Origin of the sequence: Flavobacterium sp., from assembly GCF_044341265.1 — a bacterium.
Classification (GTDB): domain Bacteria; phylum Bacteroidota; class Bacteroidia; order Flavobacteriales; family Flavobacteriaceae; genus Flavobacterium.
This window is the reverse complement of sequence record NZ_JBIISA010000010.1, coordinates 19,889-46,462: the sequence shown is the minus strand read 5'-3', so window position 1 is coordinate 46,462 and position 26,574 is coordinate 19,889. Positions and strand designations below refer to the sequence as shown.

Sequence of the window (26,574 nt, the reverse complement as noted above, 5' to 3'; positions counted from 1 at the left end):
TAATCTTTGAAGGAAAGTGTTTGTTTTTAAAAAATCATTTTAGATTTGCCTCAAATTGATTAAAAAATGAAACTTTCAAATTACGAAAACGCCATCGCAAAACACTATAATAGTCTGTCTTTAAATAGCTTTCCGCTAACTTGTTGGGATTTCTATTCTAAAAGTTTTGACAAATTTAGACTTACGCTTTCTGATGCCAATTTGTTAAATAGAATTGTAAAAGATAACAAATGGAACACCACTTGGGATTACAAAGAAGAGCTAACAAGCGATACTGTGATTGTAGTTACTGATGCGCAATTGTCAATAGTTTTTGCTTCTAATAATATGGTGGAGATGAATGGTTACACTCCAAATGAAGTGATTGGAAATTCACCAAAAATGTTTCAAGGCAAACTTACAAACGAGAAAATATCTAAAGAAATTAGCGAAGCAGTTAAAGCGAAGAAACCTTTTGAAAAGGTTATTTTAAACTATTGCAAAGACGGAGCTTTGTACAAATGTCACATCAAAGGTTTTCCTGTTTTTGACACTAACGGCAAACTAATCAATTTCATAGCTTTTGAAAAGATAGCAGCTTAGATAATAAAAATAAACATAAAAAAAGCGTTCAAAAATCTTGAACGCTTTTTTTATAGATAAAATATAGATTAATCTCTACTAGATAATTTTGATAATAATCTCAAGAATTCAATATATAACCAAACTAAAGTTACCATTAATCCCATAGCGCCATACCATTCCATATATTTTGGCATTTTTTCTTGTGCGCCTTTTTCTATTTGATCAAAATCTAAAAATAGGTTTAAAGCTGCAATTATAATTACAAAAACACTGATTCCAATACTCATCATAGAATTTCCATAATGAACAGGTTGAAAACTAGTAAACATTGATAATAACCAAGATACTAAATAGTAAACAGCAATAGCCAACGTAGCAGCAATTACTATCGATTTGAATTTTTCATTAACTTTTACAATGTTGTATTTGTATAATGCAAAACAAACTAAAAATGTAACAAATGTTCCACCAACGGCTTGTATTACTAAACCTGGGTAACTTGCTTCAAAAAAAGCAGAAATTCCTCCAATAAATAATCCTTCAAATAAAGCATAAGCTGGTGCTAAATAAGTGGAAAGATGTGGTTTAAAAGATGAAATTAATACTAAAATCAAACCAACAATAGCGCCACCAATAGTTAAAACAATAGGATTATAACCATTGAAAGCTAAATTCCATGTGATAAAAGCTGTGGCAACTAATAACATTAATAAAATAAAACTTTTATTAATTGTTCCTGAAACCGTCATTGTTTCGTTGTAATCTATAACGCTTACGTTATCATTCGCCGCAGAAGTATTAGAGAATGTTTTTGTCTTAAAAAACGGGTTTTTTGATTCCATAATTAATTTAATTTAGTTGTTCAAATATACTTTTTCTTTTGAAATGTAAAAAGGATTATCAAAATATTTAACTATTTCAATAATCCTTTTGATTTATTTTTAAAATAAGATTTATTCTATCTCAGAAATTCTCAAGGTATTTACCATTCCTTTTTCAACAACTGGCATTGCAGCTAGATTGATTAGAATATCACCTTTTTTAACATATCCATTTTCTTTAGCAATGTGGTTAATGTCTTCTACGGTGTCGTCTGTACTTACAAACTTATCATAGAAAAATGCATTTACACCCCAAAGTAAGTTCAATTGTGTTAGAATTCTTCTGTTAGAAGTATAAACCAAAATATGAGCCGATGGACGCCAAGCCGAAATCTGAAAAGCTGTATAACCACTGTTTGTTAAAGTAGAAATTGCTTTTGCTTTAATTTCATTTGCCATATACGCTGCATGATAGCAAATAGATTTGGTAATAAAACGTTTCGTTCTAACTTGCGGTGCCGTTAGTGGTACTTGAATTAGCGGAGAATCTTCTACTGCTTCAATGATTTGTGTCATTTTTTCAATTACTTGTACTGGATAATTTCCAACAGAAGTTTCACCTGATAACATTACAGCATCTGCACCATCCATAACCGAGTTAGCAACGTCGTTAACTTCTGCTCTAGTTGGAGTTAAACTTGTAATCATCGTTTCCATCATTTGTGTTGCCACAATTACAGGAATACGAGCCGTTTTGGCTCTATGAATTAATTTCTTTTGAATCAAAGGAACTTCGTGTGCTGGAATTTCAACTCCCAAATCACCACGAGCCACCATTAAACCATCGCAGAATGCAACGATTTTATCAATATTTTCAACCGCTTCTGGCTTTTCAATTTTAGCTATAATTGGAATTTTATGATCAGAATTTTTAGCAATTAAATCTTGCAATTCTTCTAAATCGGCTGGAGTTCTTACAAACGATAAGGCAATCCAATCCACATCTTGTTCAATAGCAAAAAGTGCATCTTTAATATCTTTTTTAGTAAGTGCCGGAAGTGAAACTTTAGTGTTAGGAAGATTTACTCCTTTTTTAGATTTCAATGGTCCACCTTGTATAACTTTACATTTTACTTCGGTAGTTCCATTAGTTTCTAAAGCTTCAAACATTAATTTTCCATCATCCAAAAGAATCTTTTCACCTGGATTTACATCTCTTGGAAATTCAAGATAGTTCATGTAAACTCTGTCTTTTGTTCCTGGAACGTCTTCTGCTGTTTGAAATGTAATAATATCACCTGGATTTACAACAACATCTTCACTCATAACTCCTACACGAAGTTTTGGACCTTGCAAATCGGCAAGAATTCCTGTTGTGTAACCGTATTCGGCATTTAATTCTCTAATAATATCGATTCGTTCTTTAACATCAGTGTAATCGGCATGAGAAAAGTTAATTCTAAATACATTTACTCCGGCTTCAACCATGTCTCTAATGACTTCTTTTGAACTACAAGCTGGACCTAACGTGGCTACAATTTTAGTCTTTTTTCTTGTTGGCATTTTTTAAAAAATTAAATTATTTTTTGATTTTATATTTTCAGAATCGATAGCATAAACCATTTTTACACTTTCGATACTATTTATTTTTGAAACGATTGTATCAATTTCTATTTCCTTTTCTGCATTTTCTATTTTAAGAAAATAATCTACTTTTTTATATTCTGGCAATAAAAAAGCCGATGCAGAAAATTTATTTTTAAATCCGGAAAACAAATCTTGCTGATTACTATTTTCAACGATTTCAATTTCGTTTTTATTTTGAACCAAATCCCACTTGATGAATTTTTCTTTGTCTTCAAATGTGAACCTTGCAAAAGAAGTTTTTCCCTCTTTTACTTGAGATTCAATATCATTTTTATTTTTACTTAAAAAAATCTCAAGATTCAGATTTAAAAAATAAGCCAATCGATAATCTTCCAATGGTGTATGAATGGCGATAATAAAAAAATCGTCTTCTTCAAATTCCTCAATAGATAGTTTAAGATTACCCATTTTGTGCCAAAATAAGTTGTAAATATAGTGTTTATAGAAATTCAAAACACCAATGAAGTATTAGATTAACGTTATTTTATAAACGAAAACGTTATAGCTTTATGAGAATTTGCATTAAATTTTGTTAATTTTTTCTTGAAATGCAAAATAAGCACGTTTCGAAGCAATTTCTTCTGCTTTCTTTTTAGAAGTTGCTCTTGATTTAGCAATTACTTTATCATCAATACTCAATTTTACCCCAAAATAACGTTGACCATCGTTTCCATTATCGTCAAAAACATCAAAATTGAATTGCTTTTTCTCTTTTTGACACCATTCAATAACCAAACTTTTATAGCTTATTACTTTTCCTTCCAATCGAGCAATATCAACATAAGGAATAATAACTCTTTTCTGAATAAATTCTTCACAATCGGCATAACCTTTATCAAGAAAAATGGCTCCAACTAAAGCTTCAAATATATTGCCATGAATGTTTTCTCCAAAATGGGAAGAAGGAACTTTACTTTCAACATAATCAATGAGATGTAAATCGCGACCAAGCTCGTTCAAATGCTCACGACTCACAATTTTGGAACGCATTTTTGTTAAATAACCTTCGTCACCAAGCGGAGCTTCTTTGTATAAATGTGCTGCAATTACAGAACTTAACATGGAATCTCCAAGAAATTCCAAACGTTCATAATTTAAAGGATTTCCATTGGCATCCAATTTATTGGAAGAACGATGGGTAAATGCTTTTTCGTAGAATTTTATGTTAACTGGCTTGAAACCAACAATTTTTTCGATAGCAACAAAAAAATTCCCGCCTTCTGAAGGACGGGAATTTCGGGTAAATATTTTTTTAAGTAATCGCATGAAAACTTTATTCTTCTAATTTTTTAAATAACACACAAGCATTGTGTCCACCAAAGCCAAAAGTATTACTCATAGCCACTTTGATTTCTCTATTTTGTGGTTTGTTTAAAGTTAAATTCAACGATGGATCAATATTTTCGTCTACAACAGTATGATTAATAGTTGGAGGAACAATACTATGTTTCATTGCCAAAATAACGGCAATTGCTTCAATCGCACCTGCAGCTCCAAGTAAATGACCTGTCATTGATTTAGTTGAATTAATGTTGATGTTTTTAGCATGAGCACCAAAAACATGACTAATTGCTTTCAATTCGGCAACATCACCAAGTGGCGTTGAAGTTCCGTGTGTATTGATGTGATCAACCATTTCTGGAGTCATTCCTGCATCACGCAACGTATTTTCCATAACTGCAATTACACCAATTCCTTCTGGATGTGGAGCAGTTAAGTGATAAGCATCTGATGACATTCCGCCACCGCCAATTTCACAATAAATTTTTGCACCACGCGCTTTTGCATGTTCGTATTCTTCTAAAACAATGGCACCTGAACCTTCACCAAGAACAAAACCATCACGAGTAGCATCAAATGGACGCGAAGCCGTTTCTGGACTTTCATTTCTTGTAGATAAAGCATGCATTGAATTAAATCCTCCCATTCCTGCAATAGTTACAGCCGCTTCAGAACCTCCAGTGATAATTACATCACACATTCCTAAACGAATATAATTGAAAGCATCAATCATCGCATTAGCAGATGATGCACAAGCAGAAACCGTTGTATAATTTGGACCCATATAGCCATTTCTCATAGAAATATGAGCAGGAGCAATATCGGCAATCATTTTTGGTATGAAGAATGGATTAAATTTTGGAGTTCCATCGCCTTTGGCATAGTACATTACTTCTTCTTGAAAAGTTTCTAAACCACCAATTCCTGCACCCCAAATTACTCCAACTCTATGTTTGTTTACGTTGTCATGAGTAATTCCAGCATCTTTGATAGCTTCATCACTTGATGCAATAGCATAGTGAGAAAATTTATCTAATCGACGCGATTCTTTACGATCCATGTAATCTTCAATATTGAAGTTTTTTACTTCGCAAGCAAATTTTGTTTTATGCTTTTCAGTATCGTAATATGTTATTGGAGCAGCACCACTTTTTCCATTAATTAAACCATCCCAATATTCTTGGATGGAATTTCCAATAGGAGTTAATGCTCCAAGACCAGTTACAACAACACGCTTTAATTGCATATAATTTTTTTTAAATGTATTTTAAACAAATAATACCCTGTTTTCTTTATAATTTGAACTTAAAGAGACAAGGGTATTTCAATATAGTGTGATTGAAATTCAATCAAAAATAGTCTAATTTTTTTAAAAATAATAAAAACCCGCACACATTTATAGTGTACGGGTGTTTTATTTTATTATTTTTTTGCTTCTTCGATGTAAGAAATAGCTTGACCTACAGTAGCAATGTTTTCTGCTTGGTCGTCTGGAATTTGGATATCAAATTCTTTTTCGAACTCCATAATAAGCTCAACAGTGTCTAATGAATCAGCTCCTAAATCGTTTGTGAAGCTTGCTTCTGTTACAACTTCATTCTCGTCAACGCCTAATTTGTCTACGATAATCGCTTTAACTCTTGATGCAATGTCTGACATAATCTTTAATTTTAAAATTTAAATTGTTGGCAAAAATAAAAAACTTTATTTTAAATCCACCTTTTAGTTAATAAATGTGAATACGAAATTAATAAAATAATTTTACAAAGACCTCATTTATATTATTTATTATCATTTATTATTCTTTTTTTTGCGTAATAAAAATTACAGGTAAATGAGTAAAATAGTAATATTCGCTTCTGGATCGGGTTCTAACGCCGAGAATATCATATTACATTTCAATAAAAAAAATCTTGTGAACGTATTCGAAGTCTTCACTAACAATCCTAATGCCAAAGTGTTAGAAAGAGCAAAAAACTTAAACGTTCCTTCTCAAGTTTTCAATAGACAAGAGTTAAATGAAGGAATTGTTTTAGAAAAATTAAACAAAATTCAACCCGATTTAATTGTTCTTGCCGGATTTTTATGGAAATTTCCTGAACACATTATAAAAGCATATCCTAATAAAGTAATCAACATTCATCCAGCACTTTTACCTAATTACGGTGGAAAAGGAATGTACGGAATGAATGTACATCAAGTGGTTTTAGAAAACAAAGAAAAAGAAACCGGAATCACTATACATTATGTAAACGAACATTATGATGAAGGTGAATTCATTTTCCAAAAATCTGTAAATATTGAAGATTGCAAATCCGCAGAAGAAATAGCCGATAAAATCCACGTTCTAGAGCATCAATATTTTCCTGAAGTTATAGAGAGATTATTAGAAGTTTAATTAATCCAATAATCTAAGAAGTCTAATAATCCAACAATCTAAAATGCAACACGAAGTCCACATCTACACCGACGGCGCAGCCAAAGGAAATCCCGGAAACGGTGGTTATGGCGTTGTTATGGAACTTGTTGGCACATCACATATAAAAGAATTCTACGAAGGCTTTCGTTTAACAACCAATAATAGAATGGAACTTCTAGCCGTAATTGTAGGTTTAGAAAAACTAAAAAATCCAAATATGAAGGTTTTAGTGATTTCTGATTCTAAATATGTTGTGGATTCTGTTGAGAAAAAATGGGTTTTAGGTTGGGAAAAGAAAGGATTTGCCAACAGAAAAAACGCTGATTTATGGAAACGCTTTCTAAAAGTGTACAGAAAACACCAAGTAGATTTCAAATGGATTAAAGGACACAACAACCATCCACAAAACGAACGCTGTGACGAATTAGCCGTTTACGCATCAGGTTTACCCAATTTATCGATTGATGCTTTTTATGAAAATGAAGATGGGAAGTTGTTGTAATGTTGTACTTTTTTGATAATTTCTGCGTTAATTCAAAAAACCAACTTCTATAATTTTGAAAACCAAAATTCTTATCACTACTTTTTTGTTTACCTTTTGTTTATTTGCACAACAAAAGCCAAAGGAGTTAAAATTCTTCACTCAGAAAGACTTCAACGCTTATAAATTTGAAGAAAACAAATATGACTTAAGAACAAAAAACAGTTTTCTATATCTTAGAAAAGAAAACGACACTGCCTCCTATTATCTCGATCCTTCAGACTATAAAGGAATTATAAATTATGGCGTTGATTTTGCTTCTAGAGATAAAAGGACTTTTAATTTCTTTGAATATTATTATGTTTATTACACTGATGTGCAAATTGAAAAATGTACTTTTTCAATATCAGACAGTATTGCTGAAATTGAAGGACAAATTACTAGCGGATGGAATTCTTTGGACTTCAAAGGAAAACCTCCTGTTGATGCTGTAGAAATTTCAGTTGGAGAATTAAAGAAAAGCACCGCTATTATAAGCTTTGGAAACTTTAACATGGTTGATTTTAGAGTTACTTATCAAGGTATTGAAAGGAAAGAAAGTTTTGTTTTGGACACACTTAATTCGTTGGAGTTTCACAAAATAAATTTCAGAAAAAACTTTCCTAGCTCGACTCCGTTTAAAGTTCGTTTCAAAGTGGATAAAAACTCGGTTTTAAGTATTGGTAAATTGTCTTGCTTTACTCATTTTTATAATATTGGCGAGATGTTTTTTACTCAGAAAAAGAGAAAAGGAATAATCTCACCAAAAAAAGACAAAAATGCTCCGCGATTTGTTAAAATTATTGAAAATAATGTTCAAGTCAATGACCCTAAAAACCAAATCAAAAAAGAAGTTCCACTATATTATCAACTTACTGAAAAAGCCGAAACTTTTATTTTGACAAGACAATATGCCAAAGCAAAAGAAACTTATATGCTTTTAGCAAAAGAATATCCAACTCTTTTTGCGCGAGATATTCATAATGCAATTCGGGTAGCAGTTTTGTCGAGAGATATGAAAAACGCTTTTATTTGGGGCGAAGAACTTGCCAAAAAAGGAATTGAATTACCTTATTTCAATTCAAAAATATTTAATGGTCTGAAAAAAAATCTCGAGTGGAAAAGTTTCACTAAAAAATATGATTCCATTTGCAAATTGTCTCAAAGCAAATGGAACGTCAACTTGAAAAAACAAATCAACGATTTACTTAACGAAGACCAAGCAGATTATGGATTGGAAAACCGAAAAGAATCCGTTGTTCTCTTCGAAACAACTGAACGTATAACTGATAAATTAATCGACTTACTCAAAAAAGAAGGTTATCCATCAGAGGAAAAAATAGGTGTTTTTACTAAAAATGACACTATTCTTATCCAATCACCTGAGTTTGCTGTTACCATCAGACATGCGGTACAACAAAAACCAAAAGGGCTAAATGAACTTAATGAGTTATTGGATAAAAGTTATGAAGCATTAGAGTTTGATCTCAAAAGAAGTGTCACGCACCGAAGTTTTCAAGGAGCTTGTTTCCATATCTACAAAGGCAATCTTTACATTGACAAATCCTGTGATTATAACAGTGATATAATGGTTAAAAAAATGGTTTTTATGTTTAGTAACCCTAATGGTTTTATTATTGACAATGGCGATTATATTGTTTCTGAATATAACCCAGAAGATCCAAAAGAATGGGATGATTATTATGAAAATAGTTTCAGATTGATAGTAAAACTTACTGATGACTGGAAATTCTATGAAAAATAAACTATTTCAATTGGCGTAGAATTTAAATCCTAAATCCTAAATCCTTTTAAACTTTTAAACTATAAACTTTTAAACTTCTAAACTAAAGTTTATCTTTGCACCTTTAATTTGAAAACGTAAAAATGAACAAACTTTTAATAGTAGGAACGGTTGCTTTTGATGCTATCGAAACTCCTTTTGGAAAAACAGATAAAATTCTTGGTGGTGCTGCAACGTTTATCGGACTTTCAGCTTCGCATTTTAATGTAAAATCAGGAATCGTTTCGGTTGTTGGTGAAGATTTTCCACAAGAATATTTAGATTTATTGACCGCAAGAAACATCGATATCTCAGGAATTGAAATCGTAAAAGGCGGAAAAACCTTCTTTTGGAGCGGTCGTTACCACAACGATATGAACTCTAGAGATACTTTAGCAACAGAATTAAATGTTCTTGCCGATTTTAATCCAGTTGTTCCTCAAGATTTTAAAAATGCCGAAGTAGTAATGTTAGGAAACTTACATCCATTAGTTCAATCAGGTGTTTTAAATCAAATGACATCAACACCAAAATTAGTAGTTCTTGACACAATGAATTTTTGGATGGACTGTGCTTTGCCAGAATTATTAGACGTTATCAAACGCGTTGATGTAATTACAATCAATGATGAAGAAGCTCGTCAACTTTCAGGAGAATATTCTTTAGTGAAAGCTGCTGCTAAAATCCATACGATGGGACCAAAATATGTAGTTATTAAAAAAGGAGAACACGGTGCGTTAATTTTCCATAACGAACATATTTTCTTTGCACCAGCATTACCATTAGCAGATGTTTTTGATCCAACAGGTGCAGGAGATACTTTTGCAGGAGGTTTTTCAGGATATATTGCGCAACAAGGCGATGTTTCATTTAATACAATGAAAACTGCGATTATTCAAGGTTCTAACTTAGCATCGTTCTGCGTAGAAAAATTCGGAACAGAAAGAATGGAATCATTGAAAAAAGAAGAAGTGCAAGAAAGATTGAAACAATTCAAAGCTTTAACACATTTTGATATAGAATTATAATAAATTTATGCCTCGAAATTATCGGGGCATTTTTATTTGAAAATACAACACACAACTAAACTACAATACAATGAGTGACGCAATCAAACACGAATGTGGAATTGCACTTTTACGATTAAAAAAACCGTTAGAATTCTACAAAGAAAAATACGGTTCGGCTTTCTATGGAATACAGAAAATGTATCTTCTCATGGAAAAGCAACACAATCGCGGTCAAGACGGTGCCGGATTTGCATCGATTAAACTTGATGTTGAACCAGGCGAACGATACATAAGCCGCGTTCGTTCCAACGATGCACAAGCGATTCAAGATGTTTTTAAACAAATCAATGAACGTGTAAACGAAGAATTGACCTTACATCCAGAATACGCTGATAATGTGGCGCTTCAAAAAGCCAATATTCCATATATCGGAGAATTATTTCTTGGTCATGTGCGTTACGGAACTTTTGGAAAAAACAGTATTGAAAGTGTTCATCCTTTTTTGCGTCAAAATAATTGGATGCACCGAAATCTTATTGTTGCCGGAAATTTCAACATGACGAATGTTAAAGAACTTTTCAATAGTTTGTTAGAATTAGGACAACATCCAAAAGAAATGGCGGATACAGTGACCGTAATGGAAAAAATCGGACATTTTCTAGACGATGAGGTTACCGATTTATACCAAGAATGTAAAAACAACGGATTATCAAAAAGAGAAGCTTCACCAGTAATTGCTGAAAAACTTCCTGTTGCTAAAATATTAAAACGTGCTTCCAAAGGTTGGGATGGTGGCTATGCTATGGCAGGACTTTTTGGTCACGGCGACGCTTTTGTATTTAGAGATCCAGCAGGAATTCGTCCAGCTTATTTCTATGAAGATGATGAAATTGTTGTAGTAGCTTCAGAAAGACCAGTTATTCAAACAGTTTTCAATGTTGCTTTTGACAAAGTACAAGAATTGCAACCTGGAAACGCATTAATAATTAAGAAAAACGGAACAGTTACCGAAGAAGAAATAATTGTTCCAACAGTTAAAAAAGCTTGTTCGTTTGAAAGAATTTATTTTTCAAGAGGAAGCGATGCCGAAATCTATCAAGAACGTAAAGAATTAGGAAAATTAATACTTCCAGCGGTTCTTGAAGCGATTGAAAATGATACGGACAACACGGTTTTCTCTTATATTCCAAATACAGCCGAAACCTCTTTTTATGGAATGGTGGAAGCGGCTAATGATTTCTTGAATCAAAGAAAAAACAAGTTCATTCTTGATAATAGAAAAAAGCTAACCAAAGATTCTTTGGAAGAATTGTTATCTGTAAAAATCAGAACTGAAAAAATTGCTATAAAAGATGCCAAATTAAGAACATTCATAACTGATGATGCCAATCGTGATGATTTGGTTGCACACGTTTATGACGTTACCTATGGAGTTATTAAACCAACCGATAATTTGGTAATTATTGATGATAGTATCGTTCGAGGTACAACTCTTAAAATGAGTATCATCAAAATGATGGATCGATTAAATCCAAAAAGAATAGTTGTTGTTTCATCGGCACCACAAATTAGGTATCCAGATTGCTACGGAATTGATATGGCTAAACTAGAAGGATTAGTAGCTTTTCAAGCGGCAATAGAACTTTTAAAAGAGCGAAATCAATATAAAATTGTTGATAAGGTTTATAAAAAATGCAAAGCTCAAGAAGACTTAAAAGACTCAGAAGTAGTTAATTACGTTACAGAAATATATTCGCCATTTAGCGATATAGAAATATCAAATAAAACAGCTCAATTATTAACTTCAAGTGATATAAAAGCAGAAGTAAAAATCATTTTTCAATCGGTTGACAATTTACATATAGCATGTCCGAAGAATTTAGGTGATTGGTACTTCACTGGTGACTATCCAACACCAGGTGGAAATCGTGTTGTAAATAGAGCATTTATGAACTTTTACGAAGGAAAAGACGCTAGAGCTTATTAAAAATAGTATAAATAGTGTATTTCATCGATTATTATTGTAATTCATCAATAATATTTTGAAACACAATACACCGCCATATATCTTTGGAGGACCATAGCATTAGTAGGTTAAGTTTATGGTAGATTTGGGGCAAAAAGGGTGAAAGAAATTTCACCTTTTTTATTTTCTATAAGTTCCACTTTCAAAAAGGTTTATTTACTCTCATTTGCCTATCATCCCAATATATTAAGCCATTTTAACTGCATTTGTAGGTGTCTTCCTATTATGTTTGTAGTACCATAGAATTAGTAGGTTAAGTTTATGGTAGATTTGGGGCAAAAAGGCGTTCGCTCTCGCGAACGTCTTTTTAAAAATTCACACACAAAAAAAACCGGTTGCACACACAACCGGTTTTTGATTTTTATAAGACTAAGTATTATTTAGCTTCAGCGTATCTTCTAGAAACTTCATCCCAATTAATTACATTAAAGAAAGCTTCAATATAATCTGGACGACGGTTTTGATAATGCAAGTAGTATGCGTGTTCCCAAACATCCATTCCTAAAATTGGAGTTCCGCCACAACCAACGCCAGGCATTAAAGTATTATCTTGGTTTGGAGTTCCGCAAACTTCTAATTTTCCGTCTTTTACACAAAGCCAAGCCCAACCCGAACCAAATTGAGTTGCACCAGCTTTTGCGAAAGCAGCTTTAAATTCGTCGAATGAACCTAAATCTTTTTCAATTGCAGCAGCCAAATCACCTTTTGGATGTCCACCACCATTTGGAGACATAACAGTCCAAAACAAATTGTGATTGTAAAATCCGCCACCATTATTTCTAACAGCTGCTTTAGTCATATCAAGATTTTTAAGAATTTCTTCAATAGATTTTCCTTCTAAGTCAGTACCTGCAATGGCTGCATTTAAGTTAGTTGTGTATGCATTGTGATGTTTTGAATGGTGAATTTCCATTGTTCTTGCATCAATATGTGGCTCTAACGCGTCGTATGCGTAAGGTAATTGTGGTAATTCAAATGCCATGATATTTTTTGTTATAAGTTAATACTAAAATTGATTTCAAATTTATACATTTATCTTTGTAAATGAAAATACTTTTTTTACATAATTACATTGATAAAACCTATAATAGAACTAAATGACATTTGATATTCAGCCCAAACATTTGCAAAACGAATTGATAAAACTAGTTCCGCTTCATGAAAATGATTTTGAAGAATTGTATGAAGTAGCTTCCGATCCTTTAGTTTGGGAACAACATCCTAATAAATTACGATATCAAAAAGACGTTTTTCAAAATTTCTTCGAAGGAGCGATACAATCTAAAGGAGCATTTTTTATTAGAGAAGCAACAACTAACGAACCTATTGGCAGCAGTAGATTTTATGATTACAATCCAGAAACCAATTCTATATTAATAGGTTACACCTTTATAGGAAGAAAATTTTGGGGAAACGGCTACAACAAAGCATTAAAAAAACTTATGATGGACTATGCTTTTCAATATGTAGATACCATTTATTTTCATATAGGAGCTTTTAATATTCGTTCTCAAAAAGCAATGGGAAAAATAGGAGGAATAAAAATTGACGAATTTGAAGTTGAATACTACGGAGAAGATTCTAAATTGAATTATATTTATCAAATAAATAAAAATGAAAAATTCGTGTAATTCTTAGTCAGTAAGAAATTCGTGCTAATTCGTGAAATTCGTGTAAAAAACTATGCAAAAACCAGCTTTCTCCATATACGACGCATCGGCAGGATCGGGTAAAACCTATACTTTGGTAAAAGAATACCTCAAAATCATTCTTTTATCTAAAAAACAAGATGCCTATCGCAACATTCTAGCCATTACTTTTACAAACAAAGCGGTGCACGAAATGAAAAGTCGTGTGGTAGATAGTTTGTCAGAATTCGCAAAAGATAATCCTTCGGAAAAAGCACTGAGTTTAATGCAAGTCATTCATTCAGAAACCGGAATTTCACTTTTTGATATTAAAGAAAAAGCCAAAAGTATTATTAAGAATCTGATTCATAATTACGCTGCTTTTGATATTTCAACCATTGATAAATTCACGCACAAAGTCATTCGAGCCTTTGCGCACGATTTGAATTTACCAATAACGTTCGATGTTTCGCTTGACACCGAAAACCTTTTAACAGAAGCCGTTGATGCCATTATTGCTCAAGCCGGCGAAGATGAAACCTTGACCAATCTTCTTGTAAATTTCACAATGGAAAAAACCGATGACGATAAAAGTTGGGACGTTTCGCGTGAAATTATGGAAACCGGAAAACTAATTTTAAACGAAAATAATCGAGAAGAAATTAGTCATTTCAACAATAAATCGATTGCTGAATTTGTTGAAATCAAGAACAAACTAATAGAATTTTGTAAAGAAATTGAAGCTGAAACCATTGTTCAAGCCACAGAAGCATTGCTTTTGATTGATAAAAATGGAATTGATTTAAAATCGTTTTCAGCAGGACATTTTCCTAATCATTTGAATAAAATTAAAGAAGGTCAGTTCAATCCGAATAATAAAACATATCACGAATTTGAAGATATAAAAATCAACAAAACGGCTAAAGACGGAGCAATCATCGAAAGCATAATTCCCGAATTATTGGCTATTTTAAAATCGATTTACACCAAATTTGAAAAGAAAAATTTCTACGAAGCATTCTTAAAAAACATCACGCCGCTTTCTCTTATGAATACGTTGAGCAATAAACTGCAAGAGATTCAAAAAGAGCAAAATATACTTTCGATTGCTGAATTTAATAAATTGATAAACGAGCAAATTCAAAACCAACCAGCGCCTTTTATTTATGAGCGTTTAGGTGAAAAATACAAGCACTTTTTTATAGACGAATTTCAAGATACTTCCGAAATGCAATGGCAAAATTTGATTCCGTTGATTGATAATGCTCTTTCGAGTGAAGATTTAGATGGAGCTCGCGGTTCGTTGATGATTGTTGGTGATCCAAAACAATCAATTTATCGTTGGCGTGGCGGAAAAGCCGAACAATTTATCGAATTAAGTAAAGATAAAAATCCGTTTGTGAATCCAAGCAAAGAGCTTTTTCCACTTGGAATTAATTGGCGAAGTTATGATCAAGTAATTGATTTTAATAATAAGTTTTTCAAATTTTTAGCATCCAAATTTGCTAATCAAGATTACAAAGATTTGTATGAAAACCATTCTCATCAAGAATTTAATGATAAAAAAGGTGGTTATGTAAATGTGAGTTTTATTCCAAAAATCGATAAAGAAGAAGTTTCCGATGAAGATAGTTTGGATAAAAACGATTTGTATTTGGAAGCGACTTTAAATACCATTTTGAAAGTAAAAGCCAACGGATTCAATTATAAAGACATTGTAATTTTAACTCGAAATAAAAAACCAGGAACTGCTATTGCTAATCATTTAATTGAAAACGGAATTCCGATAGTTTCTTCCGAAAGTTTGTTGCTTGGCGCATCTTCCGAAGTGCAAACTTGTATTTATATATTGCGATATTTAAAAAATTCAAATGATTTAGAATCAAAAGCTAATTTCTTGTATTATTTAGCTAATAATCATCAATCAGAATTGCCAATTCACGATTTTATATCCAAAGGAATGGAATTGAAAAACGAATTGGAATTTCAAAATTGGCTAACCGAAATTGATGTCGATTTTTCATTCCAAAACATTCGCAAAAAAGCACTTTATGAAGCAACTGAAATCATAATTTCAAAAGTGATTCCAATTGAAAAACGAAATGCTTATGTGCAATATTTCTTGGATTTGATTTTGGAACACGATTTGAAAAAGCAATCTGGAATTTCCGATTTTCTTTCTTATTGGGAAAACAATTCGGAGAAACTGAGCATTCCATCGCCTGAAGGAAATGACGCAGTTAGAATTATGACCATTCATAAATCTAAAGGTTTGGAATTTCCAGTGGTGATTTTTCCTTTTGCAGAACAAAATTATTCGCAAAACTTGGGAGATAAAATTTGGATTACAGCCGATGAAGAACAAATTGGTTTACCAAAAGCATTAGTTTCTAAAAACAAAGACGTCGAGAATTTTGGTGAAGAAGCTTCCAAAGTTTATAGTCAGAAAAAAGAAGAAGATTTATTAGACAACATCAACGTTTTGTACGTTGCGTTAACTCGTGCCGAAGAACAATTGTATGTAATTTCAGGATTGGTTTCTGAAAACAGCAAAGGAGAATTGCCTAATAATATGGCGACGTTCTTTATCGAATTTTTAGGAAGTGAATTCAATAAAGAGCAATTGGAATACGAATTTGGTTCGAATGAAAAAATCTCCACAACCAAAGAAGCAGTTTCAAATACGTTAACGATTCCTCAGCTTTCAGAAACATTAAATCCGAAAAACATCAAAATTGCACAACGCGAAAGCATCATGTGGAATACAAAACAACAAAAAGCGATTGAATTCGGAAATATCATTCACGAAATCTTGGCATTTGTAAAAACCATAAACGATATTGATTTGGCAATTACAAAAGCTATTGAAAACGGATTAATAATTTCAAGTCAAAAAGAAGAAGTTTTGGCAACGATTTATGAAATTGTAAATCACAAAGAATTAACAGAATACTTTTCAGAGGAAAATAAAGTAATGAACGAGCAAACCATTATTCAAAAACATGGAAATATCGTAAAACCTGATAGAATGTCGATTTCTAAAGACAAAAAAGTATTTCTTTTAGATTATAAAACTGGACAACATTTGCCAAAACACAAAACCCAACTTGAAAATTATCAAAAATCTATTGAAGATATGGGTTTTAAAGTAGAGAAAAAGTCACTCATATATATAGGAGAAACAATTGAAGTGTTACATTTGTAACCACAAACAATAAACGACAAATAAAGAACTAAAATATGTACGGAAAAATTCAACAACACCTGCAAAACGAACTAAATACTATTGAGCAAAATGGTATTTTCAAAAAAGAAAGAATTATAACCTCTCCACAAGGTGCAGAAATTACAGTTAACGGTGAAACGGTTTTAAACTTTTGTGCCAACAATTATTTAGGATTGTCATCACATCCAGAAGTCGTTCAAGCAGCAAAAGATGCATTAGATTCTCACGGCTTTGGAATGTCGTCTGTGCGTTTCATTTGTGGAACTCAAGATATTCATAAAACATTAGAACAAAAAATTGCCAATTTCTACGGAACAGAAGATACTATTCTTTATGCAGCAGCATTTGATGCAAACGGTGGTGTTTTCGAACCATTATTAGGAGAAGAAGATTGTATTATTTCCGATTCTTTGAATCACGCTTCTATTATTGATGGTGTTCGTTTGTGTAAAGCGGCACGTTACCGTTATGAAAATTCCAATATGGAAGATTTAGAAAGTCAATTGATTAAAGCTACCGAAGCAGGACATCGTTTCAAACTTATCGTAACAGACGGAGTTTTCTCAATGGACGGATTAGTAGCGCCATTAGATAAAATCTGTGATTTAGCCGATAAATACGATGCATTAGTAATGGTTGATGAATGTCACGCTGCAGGTTTCATAGGCGCAACAGGTAAAGGAACGCTTGAAGCCAAAGGCGTAATGGGAAGAGTCGACATCATCACAGGAACACTAGGAAAAGCTCTTGGTGGCGCAATGGGCGGATATACAACAGCCAAAAAAGAAGTTATTGAAATTTTACGTCAGCGTTCTCGTCCGTATTTGTTTTCAAATTCATTGGCACCGGCAATTGTTGGAGCATCTATTAAAGTATTTGAATTATTAGAAAAAGACACATCATTAAGAGATAAACTAGAATGGAACACTAATTATTTCAAAGAAGGTTTGAGAAAAGCAGGAATTGATTTTATTGACGGCGATTCTGCAATTGTACCAGTGATGTTGTATGACGCCAAGCTTTCTCAAATAATGGCAGATGAATTATTGAAGAAAGGAATTTATGTGATTGGTTTCTTTTATCCAGTGGTTCCAAAAGATAAAGCAAGGATTAGAGTGCAACTTTCTGCAGCTCATACTAAAGAACATTTAGACAAAGCAATACAAGCTTTTACAGAAGTTGCGAAGAATTTGAGCGTTATTTAACTAACTTGTTTATTTGCATAAATTTGTAGAATTATTTCATAATTCCCACATTTTAAGCTTTTCATTTTGATAATTCATTTTATCGCATTACTTTTGCACCATTATATGTATATAATCTAACAAAATTAAGTATGAAACATCTTAACAAATTATTTGCTTTATTGATGCTTTTAGGATTAAGTTCTCAAGCACAAGATAGTAACAACAAATGGGCTATTTCGTTTGGAGCAAACGCAGTAGACGGAGCAAGAGTGAGCGCGGCTTCTAAAATAGAAGACCAATTTTCTCAATACTTTGACGCAAAAAGATACTGGAGTATTTTACCATCAGTTTCTACTATTGGTGTGTCAAGATATGTAGGAGATAATTTCTCTTTTGGAGTAACTGGATCTGTAAACAAAATTACAAGACTAGTAGGTGAAAGAACTTACGATCCTGCAACAAACACTAATGATTACACTGTAGTTAATCCTGGTGATTTAATGTATTACGGTGTTGATGGAGTTGTTAAATACAGCTTTATGAACGCAATCAAATCAAAAAAAATTGACCCATCTGTACACGTTGGTGGAGGTTATACTTGGTTAGGTGATGCATCTGCTGGTACAATCAACGGAGGTTTAGGTTTAACTTTCTGGTTCACTGAGCAAGTAGGTTTATCATTTAGTTCAACTTACAAGCATTCATTTGATGATTCAAGAAATCCTTCAATTGATGTTCCAACTCATTTACAACACTTTGGAGGTTTAACTTTCAAATTTGGTGCTAAAGATTCAGACGGAGACGGATTGTATGATAAAGATGATGCTTGTCCAGAGGTTGCTGGTTTAAAAGAATTCAAAGGGTGTCCTGATACAGATGGAGACGGAATCGAAGATTCTAAAGATTCTTGTCCAGAAGTTCCTGGTTTAGCTGATTTCAGCGGTTGTCCTGATACTGACGGTGATGGTGTTCAAGATAAAGATGATGCTTGTATTGATGTAGCTGGTTTAAAATCATTAAATGGTTGTCCAGATGCTGATGGTGACGGTATTGCTGATAAAGATGACGCTTGTAAAGACGTTAAAGGTCCTAAAGAAAACAAAGGTTGTCCATGGCCAGATAGAGATGGTGACAAAGTTTTAGATAAAGATGACAAATGTCCAGATCTTGCTGGTACTGTAGCTAATCAAGGTTGTCCTGAAGTTTCTGACGAAGCTATCAAAAGATTAAATGATTATGCTAAAACTATCTTGTTTGATACTAACAAAGCTACTTTCCAACAAAGAACTTACCCAGTATTAGAAGCTATTACTGCTATCTTGAAAGAATACCCAAGTGCTAACTTCTCAATCGAAGGACACACTGATTCTGATGGTAAAGATGCTGCTAACTTAACTTTGTCTGAAAACAGAGCTGCAGCAGTTAAAAATTACTTAATCGAAAAAGGTATCTCTGCTTCAAGATTATCATCTAAAGGTTTCGGTGAGTCAATGCCAATTGATTCTAACAAAACTAAAGCTGGTAAAGCTAACAACAGAAGAGTTGAAGTGAAATTAGTAAAATAATTTCTTCCAAAATATTTTCAAGAAACGCCTCGATTTTCGAGGCGTTTTTTTTATATTTATAAAATGAATAACAACTCATTTTTAAATAAACTTTCCAAGATAATTGTTACCGACTATTCTGATAACTTTTCAGATTTAATAGTCATTCTGCCTAACAGAAGAGCTAAAGTTTTTCTTATTGATGAACTCAAAAAAGAAACGACTCAAACCATATTTTCTCCTGAAATTATAAGTATTGAAGACTTTGTTCAAGACATTGCTGGAATTCGTTCTATTGATAGTGTTGAATTGTTATTCGAATTTTACAATGTTTATTTATCTGTTACCGAGAAAGATCAAGAATCTTTTGAAACCTTTGCCAATTGGGCTAAAACCTTACTTCAAGACTTCAACGAAATAGATAGATATCTTCTTGAACCTGACAAGATTTTAAAATATCTAGAAAACATAAAAGAAGTAGAGCATTGGGCTGTTGATATCGATAAACGAACCGACTTAATTGATAAATATTTAATTTTCTGGAAAAAACTTCCATTATACTATCATTCGCTTTATAATTATTTATTGAATAAAGGAATTGGTTATCAAGGTTTAATTTATAGAGAAGCCGTTGATAATTTGAATCATTTTTCAGAAACTATAAAAGATAAAAAATTCCTTTTCGCTGGATTCAATGCTCTAAACCACGCAGAAGAAAAAATAATTCAACATCTTTTAGCGATTGATAAAGCCAAAATCTATTGGGATATTGATGAAACCTTTTTGAATGATCCATTTCACGATACAGGACTTTTTCAGCGTAGATTCAAATCAACTTGGCCTTATTATAAAACCAATCCGTATGAATGGATTACAAGTGATTTTAAGCAAGAAAAGAACATTCAAGTCATTGGTACTCCAAAAGCTATTGGTCAAGCCAAAATAGTTGGCGAAATCATTGAAAAATACAGCAATAAAAACGAAAGTAAACTTCAAAATGTTGCCGTAGTTCTCGGTGAAGAATCACTTTTGGTTCCCATTTTATATTCGCTTCCATCTAATGTTGATGCTTTAAATATTACGATGGGTTATTCAAGTAAAAATAATCCTGCTCAATTGTTGATTGCCAAACTATTTAAAGCGCATACTAACGCAATTTCAAGAAACGCATCGAGTTATGTGTTTTATTACAAAGATGTTTTGGATATTCTAACGCATCCGCTGATTGAACCTTACATCAATGCTAAAGAGTTGGTAAACAGAATCAATCAAAACAATTATACTTTCATAGTTCATAAACGAATCCTAGAATTACAAGAAAATCAAAATGAATTATTTCAATTGATTTTTCAAAAATGGGACACATCTTCTGTTGCTATTTTGGAAAATTTGAGTCAGATTTTGCTTAAAATCAAATCCAATTTAAGTTCAGACAACGAAGAAGAAAAGATTACGAATGCCTTTGTTTATTCTATTTTCAAAGTGATAAACAAAATGATTTCTTATTTTTCATCCAATTCAAATATTGATTCTGTAGAAACTTTATTTGCTATTTACAAACAGGTAATTGATGTTGCCGAAGTCTCTTTTGAAGGTGAACCTTTGAACGGATTGCAAATTATGGGAGTTCTTGAAAGTCGTGTGCTCGATTTTGAAACCGTAATAATCACATCGGTTAACGAAGGCAAATTTCCAGCTGGAAAAAGTATGAATTCGTTCATTCCGTATGATGTTAAAAAGGAGTACGGTTTACCAACTTTCAAAGAAAAAGATGCGATTTATACCTACCATTTCTATCACTTATTACAACGTGCTAAAAATATTTATTTGTTATATAATTCCGATAGTGAAGGTTTGGATGCTGGAGAACGTAGTCGTTTTATAACACAATTGGAAGTCGAAAAACAACCAAATCACAACTTGACATTTCAAACGTATAACGCCAATGTTCCTGAAATAGCACACCAACCATTAGTCATTCCAAAATCGGAAAAAGTGTTGATGCGATTGAAAGAAATCGCCGATAAAGGATTTTCACCTTCAGCATTGACAACGTATATTCGAAATCCGATTCAGTTTTATTTTCAAAGAATTCTGCGTATTTCTGAAACTGATGAAGTAGAAGAAAATATCGCAGTAAATACTCTTGGAACAATAATTCACGGAACTTTAGAAGAATTGTATAAACCTTTTATCGGTAAAATTTTAATTGAAAATGATATTAAAATTTGCATCAAAAACATCGATGATGAAGTGTTGAAACAATTCAAATTAGTATACAAAGAAGGCGAAATCAAAAAAGGAAGAAATCTTCTAGCTTTTGAAGTTGCCAAACGAAATGTATTGAATTTTCTAAAATTAGAATTAGAAGCCATTCAAAGCGGCGATGAAATTCAGATTATTGCTTTAGAAAAACATCTAGAACGCGTTTTAGAACATCCGAAATTACCATTTAAAGTAAAAATTGCTGGAAATGTAGACAGAATCGAAAATCGTAACGGCAAAATCAGAATCATCGACTATAAAACTGGAAATGTTACCAAACTAAGTGTTACTTTAAAATCGTGGAATGGATTAACAGAAGACATCAAAAACGACAAAATAATCCAAATTCTTGCTTATGCTTTCATGTATGAAAAAGATGCCAAAGGATTAGAAATCGAAGCCGGAATTATATCATTCAAAAACTTGAAAAATGGATTTTTACCTTTTGGATTTAAAGAAAGCAAAGAAACATTAGAAGTAATTTCACCCGAAATAATGGAAAGTTATATTGAAGAAATTGTGGTTTTATTAAATGCAATTTTGAGTAGTGATGTGGCTTTTGAAGAGAAAGTTTAAAACTTAACAACAAAACTTAGTGACCTTAGTGCATTCTTCGTGTCTTTGCGGTTAAACTCTTTTTAAAAACTCACCCAAAACCACCAACAATTCTTCCTTATTTTCAATATGACTCATGTGTCCGTCAGGGAAAGTGTGTAGTTTTACGTTGGTTCCTTCAATTTGATCAACGTTTTCATCATAATTTAAAACAGGATCTTCTTTTCCTAAAATCAATAACATTGGATAATTGGCAAAATGCAAAATCACTTCTCTATCTTTTCTAATTTTCATGCCTTCTTGACAAGCAACAATGCCTTGAAGTGGCGTTTTTAGAGCTTCCAACTTTACATATTCAATTTCATCCAATAGAATTTCACGATTTTTTTCACTGAATAAATTCGCAACACTCATTCTGATGCAAGCCACATAATTCTTTTTTACAGCAATAATGGCTCGGTCACGATTGGCTTTTCGTTCGTCGCTATCAGCTCTTGAAGTGGAGTTTAAAAGCACCAAACCTTTCATAGCATCTGGATACAATTCGGCGAAAGCCAAAGCAATATAACCGCCCATAGAATGACCCACCAAAACCGCTTTTCTAATTTTCAATTCATGCAAAACGTGATGCACCATATCGGCTTGATCTTCCATTGAGTGCACATAACCCAAACATTCGGTTTGTCCGTGACCCAATAAATCAATAGCAATAACGCGGTGTTTCTTTGAAAACTCAGGCACAAAAGCATTCCACATTTCTTTATTTTCATAAAAACCATGCAGTAAAACTACAGCCGTACCTTTTCCTTGGTCGGTGAAAGAGATTTTTGTGTTTTTGTAAATAGTGGTTTTCATGGTGTAAAAGTAGAATTTTTTAAACTCGAATTCAATTGTAATGAAAAGTTTAATTTGCAATTGTTTTGTCATTTCGACGAAGGAGAAATCACACAAAGTAATCACGAGTGAGATTCCTACGGAATGACAACTAGGAACATAAAAAAACGGCTCACTTTCGCAAACCGTTTTAACTGAAAACTGTCAACCGACAACTGTTAACTATTCATTATCGATTCAATCTCATCCACTTCAATAGGAATGTTTCTCATCAAGTTGAATGCTTCACCTTTCTCTTGAATTACCATATCGTCTTCAATACGAATTCCGAAACCTTCTGCTGGAATGTATATTCCTGGTTCAACCGTGAACACCATATTAGCTTGCATTGGTTCGTGTAGTAATCCGTAATCGTGTGTGTCTAATCCCATGTGGTGCGACGTTCCGTGCATAAAGTATTTTTTATACGCTGGCCAATCTGGATTTTCATTTTGAACATCAGCTTTGTCAATCAATCCCAAACCTAAAAGTTCTGAAGTCATTATTTTACCAACTTCTACATGATATTGTTTCCATAAAGTTCCTGGAACCAACATTTTTGTAGCTTCATTTTTTACACGTAAAACCGCGTTATACACTTCTTTTTGTCTATCAGAAAAACGTCCCGAAACCGGAACCATTCTCGTCATATCACTTGAATAATTTGCGTATTCTGCACCAACGTCAAGCAAAATCAAATCACCTTCGTTACATTGTTGGTTGTTTTCAATGTAATGCAACACATTAGCATTGTTTCCAGAAGCGATAATTGGCGTATAAGCAAAACCTTTCGAACGATTTCTTAGAAATTCATGCGCAAATTCGGCTTCGATTTCGTATTCCATTACGTTTGGTTTTACGAAATTCAAAACTCTACGAAATCCTTTTTCAGTGATATTACAAGCCTCTTGAATTAAGTCTAATTCTTCGCTTTCCTTCACCGAACGTATACGTTGCAAGATAGGATTTGATTTCTCCACTTTATGCGCTGGATAATTTTCTTTCCACCATTTGATAAAACGTGCTTCACGGGTTTCCGTTTCAATTACGGCACGATAATGTTCGTTGGTGTTGATGTAAATGGTGTCGGCGTAAGTCATAACTTCTTTCAAAGTTTTATGAAAATCTTGCAACCAAATCACGGTTTTAATTCCAGCCACTTCAAACGCTCTTTGTTTAGTAAGCTTTTCGCCTTCCCAAATAGCAATGTGTTCGTTAGTTTCTTTTAAGAATAAAATTTCACGCAAATGCTCATAAGGCGCATCAGGAAAAAGCAACAAAATACTTTCTTCTTGATCAACACCCGATAGATAAAAAATATCACGATGTTGTGCAAAAGGCAAAGTAGAATCGGCAGAAACTGGATAAATATCGTTTGAATTAAAAACGGCAACACTGTTAGGTTTCATTTGCGCCGTGAATTTCGCTCTGTTTTTAATAAACAAATCACGGTCTATTTGATGGTATTTCATTTTTAGATTTTTAGATTTTTGGATTGTTAGACAATTCGATAATTTTATTTACCAAAATTACGCAAACTATCTTTTTAATGTGTAGCCAAATGGCGTTATTTTTGTTTAGCCACAGATTCACAGATTAAAATTTATTTTTAAGTGATGGAAATAGAAAAAATCTGTGAATCAGTGGCGATTCTACAAGATGTTTTTACGAATACGACTCATGTGACGCGATGAAATTCCTAAAAATGATGATAAATAATGCAACGGAACTTCTTGAAGTAATTTGGGTTCGGTTGCTAGCAGTTTTTTATAACGTTCTTCTGGAGTTAATGTCAGCAAATCAATCCGATAATCATCGATTAAGCAAATTTGTTTTTCAATAACATTGTAATAAAATTGATGAAATGCTTTATTGTTTTCGATTAAATCTTTGAAAGTTTTTAAATCTACAATCCATAATTTACAATCGGCAATTGCTTTTATGTTTTTTCGCGAAGGTTTTCCAAATAAAAAACTACTTAACGAAGAAGTAACCGAATTTCTTAATGCTAAATATGTTGTTTTTTCTTCATCCAAAATTTCGATGGAATGTTGTAAAATGCCACTTTCTACAAAACAAAAATGATTACAAACTTCATTTTCTTTTACAAAGAATTCATTTTTCTTAAGATGTAAAATTTGAAATGTTTCTCTAGCTTTAACAATAGGTTCTTGCATAGAGTTATCTTTTACATCAATAAATTGACATAAATAATCAAGAAAAGCATCGTTTGATTTTAAAACTGGCATTTGTAAAAGTTTCAACAAAAATATCCAAATAGTTTTCAACTCAGATTAAAATCTATATTTTTATAAAAAATTTCATAATGAGAACTAAATTTTTGTCACTACTGCTTCTTTTCACAATTGTTCTTCACGCACAAGACAAAAAATCGTATCAACTATTTGATAAAAACGGAAAGAAAGTCTCTTACGATAAATTGCTAAAAGCATCTTTAAAAACACAAGTTGTTCTTTTTGGAGAATATCATAATAATTCTGTTTCACATTGGTTGCAACTTGAATTGACTAAAGATGTTGCGGCAAAAATACCTGTGGTTCTTGGTGCAGAAATGATAGAAGCCGATAATCAAACCCAATTAAACCAATATTTGAAAGGTGAAATCGATCAAAAGAAGTTGGACTCTACAGCTCGACTTTGGAAAAATTATCCTACAGATTATAAACCTTTAGTTGATTTTGCAAAAGAAAATAACTTTGATTTTATAGCTACTAATATTCCTAGACGTTATGCTTCTATGGTTTCTAAAAAAGGTTTTGAAGCTTTAGAAACTCTTACGTCTGAAGAAAAGACATGGATTGCTCCTCAACCAATTCCTTATGACGCATCACTTCCTGGTTATGTTGAAATGATGAAAATGATGGGTGACCATACAAGTCCGAATATGCCAAAAGCTCAAGCTAGTAAAGATGCAACAATGGCTTATTTTATAAATAAAAATTTGAAAGCCAACAGTGTTTTCATTCACTATAATGGGACTTTTCATTCTGATAATTTTGATGGGATTAATTGGTATTTAAAAACTTACAATCCAAGCATAGAAATTGTAACAATATCCACTGTTGAACAAAAAGACATATCAAAACTTGAAAAAGAAAATTACAATAAAGCTGATTTTATTCTCGTTATTGATGAAGATGTAACAAAAACGTATTAAATTCGTTTAATATTTACGTGCTTTATATTTATTTGTTATTTGAAAAA

Annotated in this window: 22 protein-coding genes; 12 read left to right on the top strand and 10 right to left on the bottom strand. The window is 32.4% G+C overall.

The features are described from left to right. The first annotated feature begins 66 nt into the window (after positions 1-66). Positions 67-582, top strand: a complete 516-nt coding sequence (locus ACIQ06_RS06920) for a PAS domain-containing protein (protein WP_396144824.1) — start codon at positions 67-69, stop codon at positions 580-582. Positions 583-650: 68 nt separating this feature from the next. Here ACIQ06_RS06920 and ACIQ06_RS06915 read toward each other — a convergent pair whose 3' ends face one another. The 6 genes from ACIQ06_RS06915 to ACIQ06_RS06890 all read right to left on the bottom strand — a co-directional run bounded on the left by ACIQ06_RS06915 (position 651) and on the right by ACIQ06_RS06890 (position 5,972). Continuing rightward, complete coding sequence (locus ACIQ06_RS06915) at positions 651-1,406, bottom strand: Bax inhibitor-1/YccA family protein (RefSeq protein ID WP_396144822.1); 756 nt, start codon at positions 1,404-1,406, stop codon at positions 651-653. Between the two features lie 111 nt (positions 1,407-1,517). Next, positions 1,518-2,948: a pyruvate kinase gene (pyk, locus tag ACIQ06_RS06910; protein WP_396144820.1), complete on the bottom strand. Its 1,431-nt coding sequence runs from the start codon at positions 2,946-2,948 to the stop codon at positions 1,518-1,520. A 3-nt stretch (positions 2,949-2,951) separates the two neighbouring features. After that, the gene (locus tag ACIQ06_RS06905; RefSeq protein ID WP_344815694.1) at positions 2,952-3,440 is read right to left on the bottom strand and encodes an IPExxxVDY family protein; all 489 of its coding nucleotides are present in this window, start codon (positions 3,438-3,440) and stop codon (positions 2,952-2,954) included. A 114-nt stretch (positions 3,441-3,554) separates the two neighbouring features. Then, complete coding sequence (rnc, locus tag ACIQ06_RS06900) at positions 3,555-4,298, bottom strand: ribonuclease III (RefSeq protein WP_396144818.1); 744 nt, start codon at positions 4,296-4,298, stop codon at positions 3,555-3,557. A gap of 7 nt (positions 4,299-4,305) precedes the next feature. Beyond that, positions 4,306-5,559, bottom strand: coding sequence for a beta-ketoacyl-ACP synthase II (gene fabF / locus ACIQ06_RS06895; RefSeq protein WP_396144816.1), 1,254 nt, complete (start codon positions 5,557-5,559; stop codon positions 4,306-4,308). Between the two features lie 176 nt (positions 5,560-5,735). After that, positions 5,736-5,972 (bottom strand): acyl carrier protein, encoded by a 237-nt coding sequence (locus ACIQ06_RS06890; protein WP_007137004.1) that lies wholly within the window; start codon positions 5,970-5,972, stop codon positions 5,736-5,738. A gap of 175 nt (positions 5,973-6,147) precedes the next feature. On the opposite strand from ACIQ06_RS06890, the gene ACIQ06_RS06885 reads away from it, so the two are divergent. From ACIQ06_RS06885 to ACIQ06_RS06865, 5 genes are all read left to right on the top strand, one after another. After that, positions 6,148-6,711 (top strand): phosphoribosylglycinamide formyltransferase, encoded by a 564-nt coding sequence (locus tag ACIQ06_RS06885; RefSeq protein WP_396144813.1) that lies wholly within the window; start codon positions 6,148-6,150, stop codon positions 6,709-6,711. Between the two features lie 43 nt (positions 6,712-6,754). Continuing rightward, complete coding sequence (gene rnhA, locus ACIQ06_RS06880) at positions 6,755-7,234, top strand: ribonuclease HI (RefSeq protein WP_396144810.1); 480 nt, start codon at positions 6,755-6,757, stop codon at positions 7,232-7,234. A 55-nt stretch (positions 7,235-7,289) separates the two neighbouring features. Then, positions 7,290-9,017, top strand: a complete 1,728-nt coding sequence (locus ACIQ06_RS06875; RefSeq protein ID WP_396144808.1) for a hypothetical protein — start codon at positions 7,290-7,292, stop codon at positions 9,015-9,017. Positions 9,018-9,139: 122 nt separating this feature from the next. Further along, on the top strand, positions 9,140-10,063 hold the full coding sequence (locus ACIQ06_RS06870) for a PfkB family carbohydrate kinase (RefSeq protein ID WP_396144806.1): 924 nt from the start codon (positions 9,140-9,142) through the stop codon (positions 10,061-10,063). A 70-nt stretch (positions 10,064-10,133) separates the two neighbouring features. Next, positions 10,134-12,032 (top strand): amidophosphoribosyltransferase, encoded by a 1,899-nt coding sequence (locus ACIQ06_RS06865; protein WP_396144804.1) that lies wholly within the window; start codon positions 10,134-10,136, stop codon positions 12,030-12,032. Positions 12,033-12,447: 415 nt separating this feature from the next. On the opposite strand, the gene ACIQ06_RS06860 is transcribed toward ACIQ06_RS06865, so the two are convergent. Further along, the gene (locus ACIQ06_RS06860) at positions 12,448-13,053 is read right to left on the bottom strand and encodes a superoxide dismutase (RefSeq protein ID WP_396144802.1); all 606 of its coding nucleotides are present in this window, start codon (positions 13,051-13,053) and stop codon (positions 12,448-12,450) included. Positions 13,054-13,168: 115 nt separating this feature from the next. Here ACIQ06_RS06860 and ACIQ06_RS06855 point away from each other — a divergent pair, with 115 nt between their 5' ends. From ACIQ06_RS06855 to ACIQ06_RS06835, 5 genes are all read left to right on the top strand, one after another. Next, positions 13,169-13,702: a GNAT family N-acetyltransferase gene (locus ACIQ06_RS06855; protein ID WP_396144800.1), complete on the top strand. Its 534-nt coding sequence runs from the start codon at positions 13,169-13,171 to the stop codon at positions 13,700-13,702. Positions 13,703-13,754: 52 nt separating this feature from the next. After that, positions 13,755-16,904 carry a UvrD-helicase domain-containing protein gene (locus ACIQ06_RS06850; RefSeq protein WP_396144798.1) on the top strand — a complete coding sequence of 1,050 codons (3,150 nt, stop codon included), beginning with the start codon at positions 13,755-13,757 and terminating at the stop codon, positions 16,902-16,904. 35 nt (positions 16,905-16,939) lie between these two features. After that, a complete protein-coding gene (gene kbl / locus ACIQ06_RS06845) occupies positions 16,940-18,130 on the top strand; it encodes a glycine C-acetyltransferase (RefSeq protein WP_396144796.1) in 1,191 nt (396 codons plus the stop codon). Positions 18,131-18,261: 131 nt separating this feature from the next. Further along, entirely contained in the window at positions 18,262-19,677 is a 1,416-nt protein-coding gene (locus ACIQ06_RS06840; protein ID WP_396144794.1) for an OmpA family protein, read from the top strand. Positions 19,678-19,740: 63 nt separating this feature from the next. Then, a complete protein-coding gene (locus tag ACIQ06_RS06835; protein ID WP_396144792.1) occupies positions 19,741-22,497 on the top strand; it encodes a PD-(D/E)XK nuclease family protein in 2,757 nt (918 codons plus the stop codon). A 51-nt stretch (positions 22,498-22,548) separates the two neighbouring features. On the opposite strand, the gene ACIQ06_RS06830 is transcribed toward ACIQ06_RS06835, so the two are convergent. The 3 genes from ACIQ06_RS06830 to ACIQ06_RS06820 form a co-directional block, all read right to left on the bottom strand. Then, a complete protein-coding gene (locus tag ACIQ06_RS06830; protein WP_396144790.1) occupies positions 22,549-23,331 on the bottom strand; it encodes an alpha/beta fold hydrolase in 783 nt (260 codons plus the stop codon). Positions 23,332-23,528: 197 nt separating this feature from the next. Continuing rightward, on the bottom strand, positions 23,529-24,821 hold the full coding sequence (locus ACIQ06_RS06825; protein WP_396144788.1) for an aminopeptidase P family protein: 1,293 nt from the start codon (positions 24,819-24,821) through the stop codon (positions 23,529-23,531). A 180-nt stretch (positions 24,822-25,001) separates the two neighbouring features. Then, entirely contained in the window at positions 25,002-25,598 is a 597-nt protein-coding gene (locus tag ACIQ06_RS06820; RefSeq protein ID WP_396144786.1) for a Crp/Fnr family transcriptional regulator, read from the bottom strand. A gap of 77 nt (positions 25,599-25,675) precedes the next feature. Between ACIQ06_RS06820 and ACIQ06_RS06815 the strand changes: the two genes are divergently transcribed. Next, on the top strand, positions 25,676-26,527 hold the full coding sequence (locus ACIQ06_RS06815; RefSeq protein WP_396144784.1) for a ChaN family lipoprotein: 852 nt from the start codon (positions 25,676-25,678) through the stop codon (positions 26,525-26,527). The last annotated feature ends 47 nt before the right edge of the window (positions 26,528-26,574 follow it).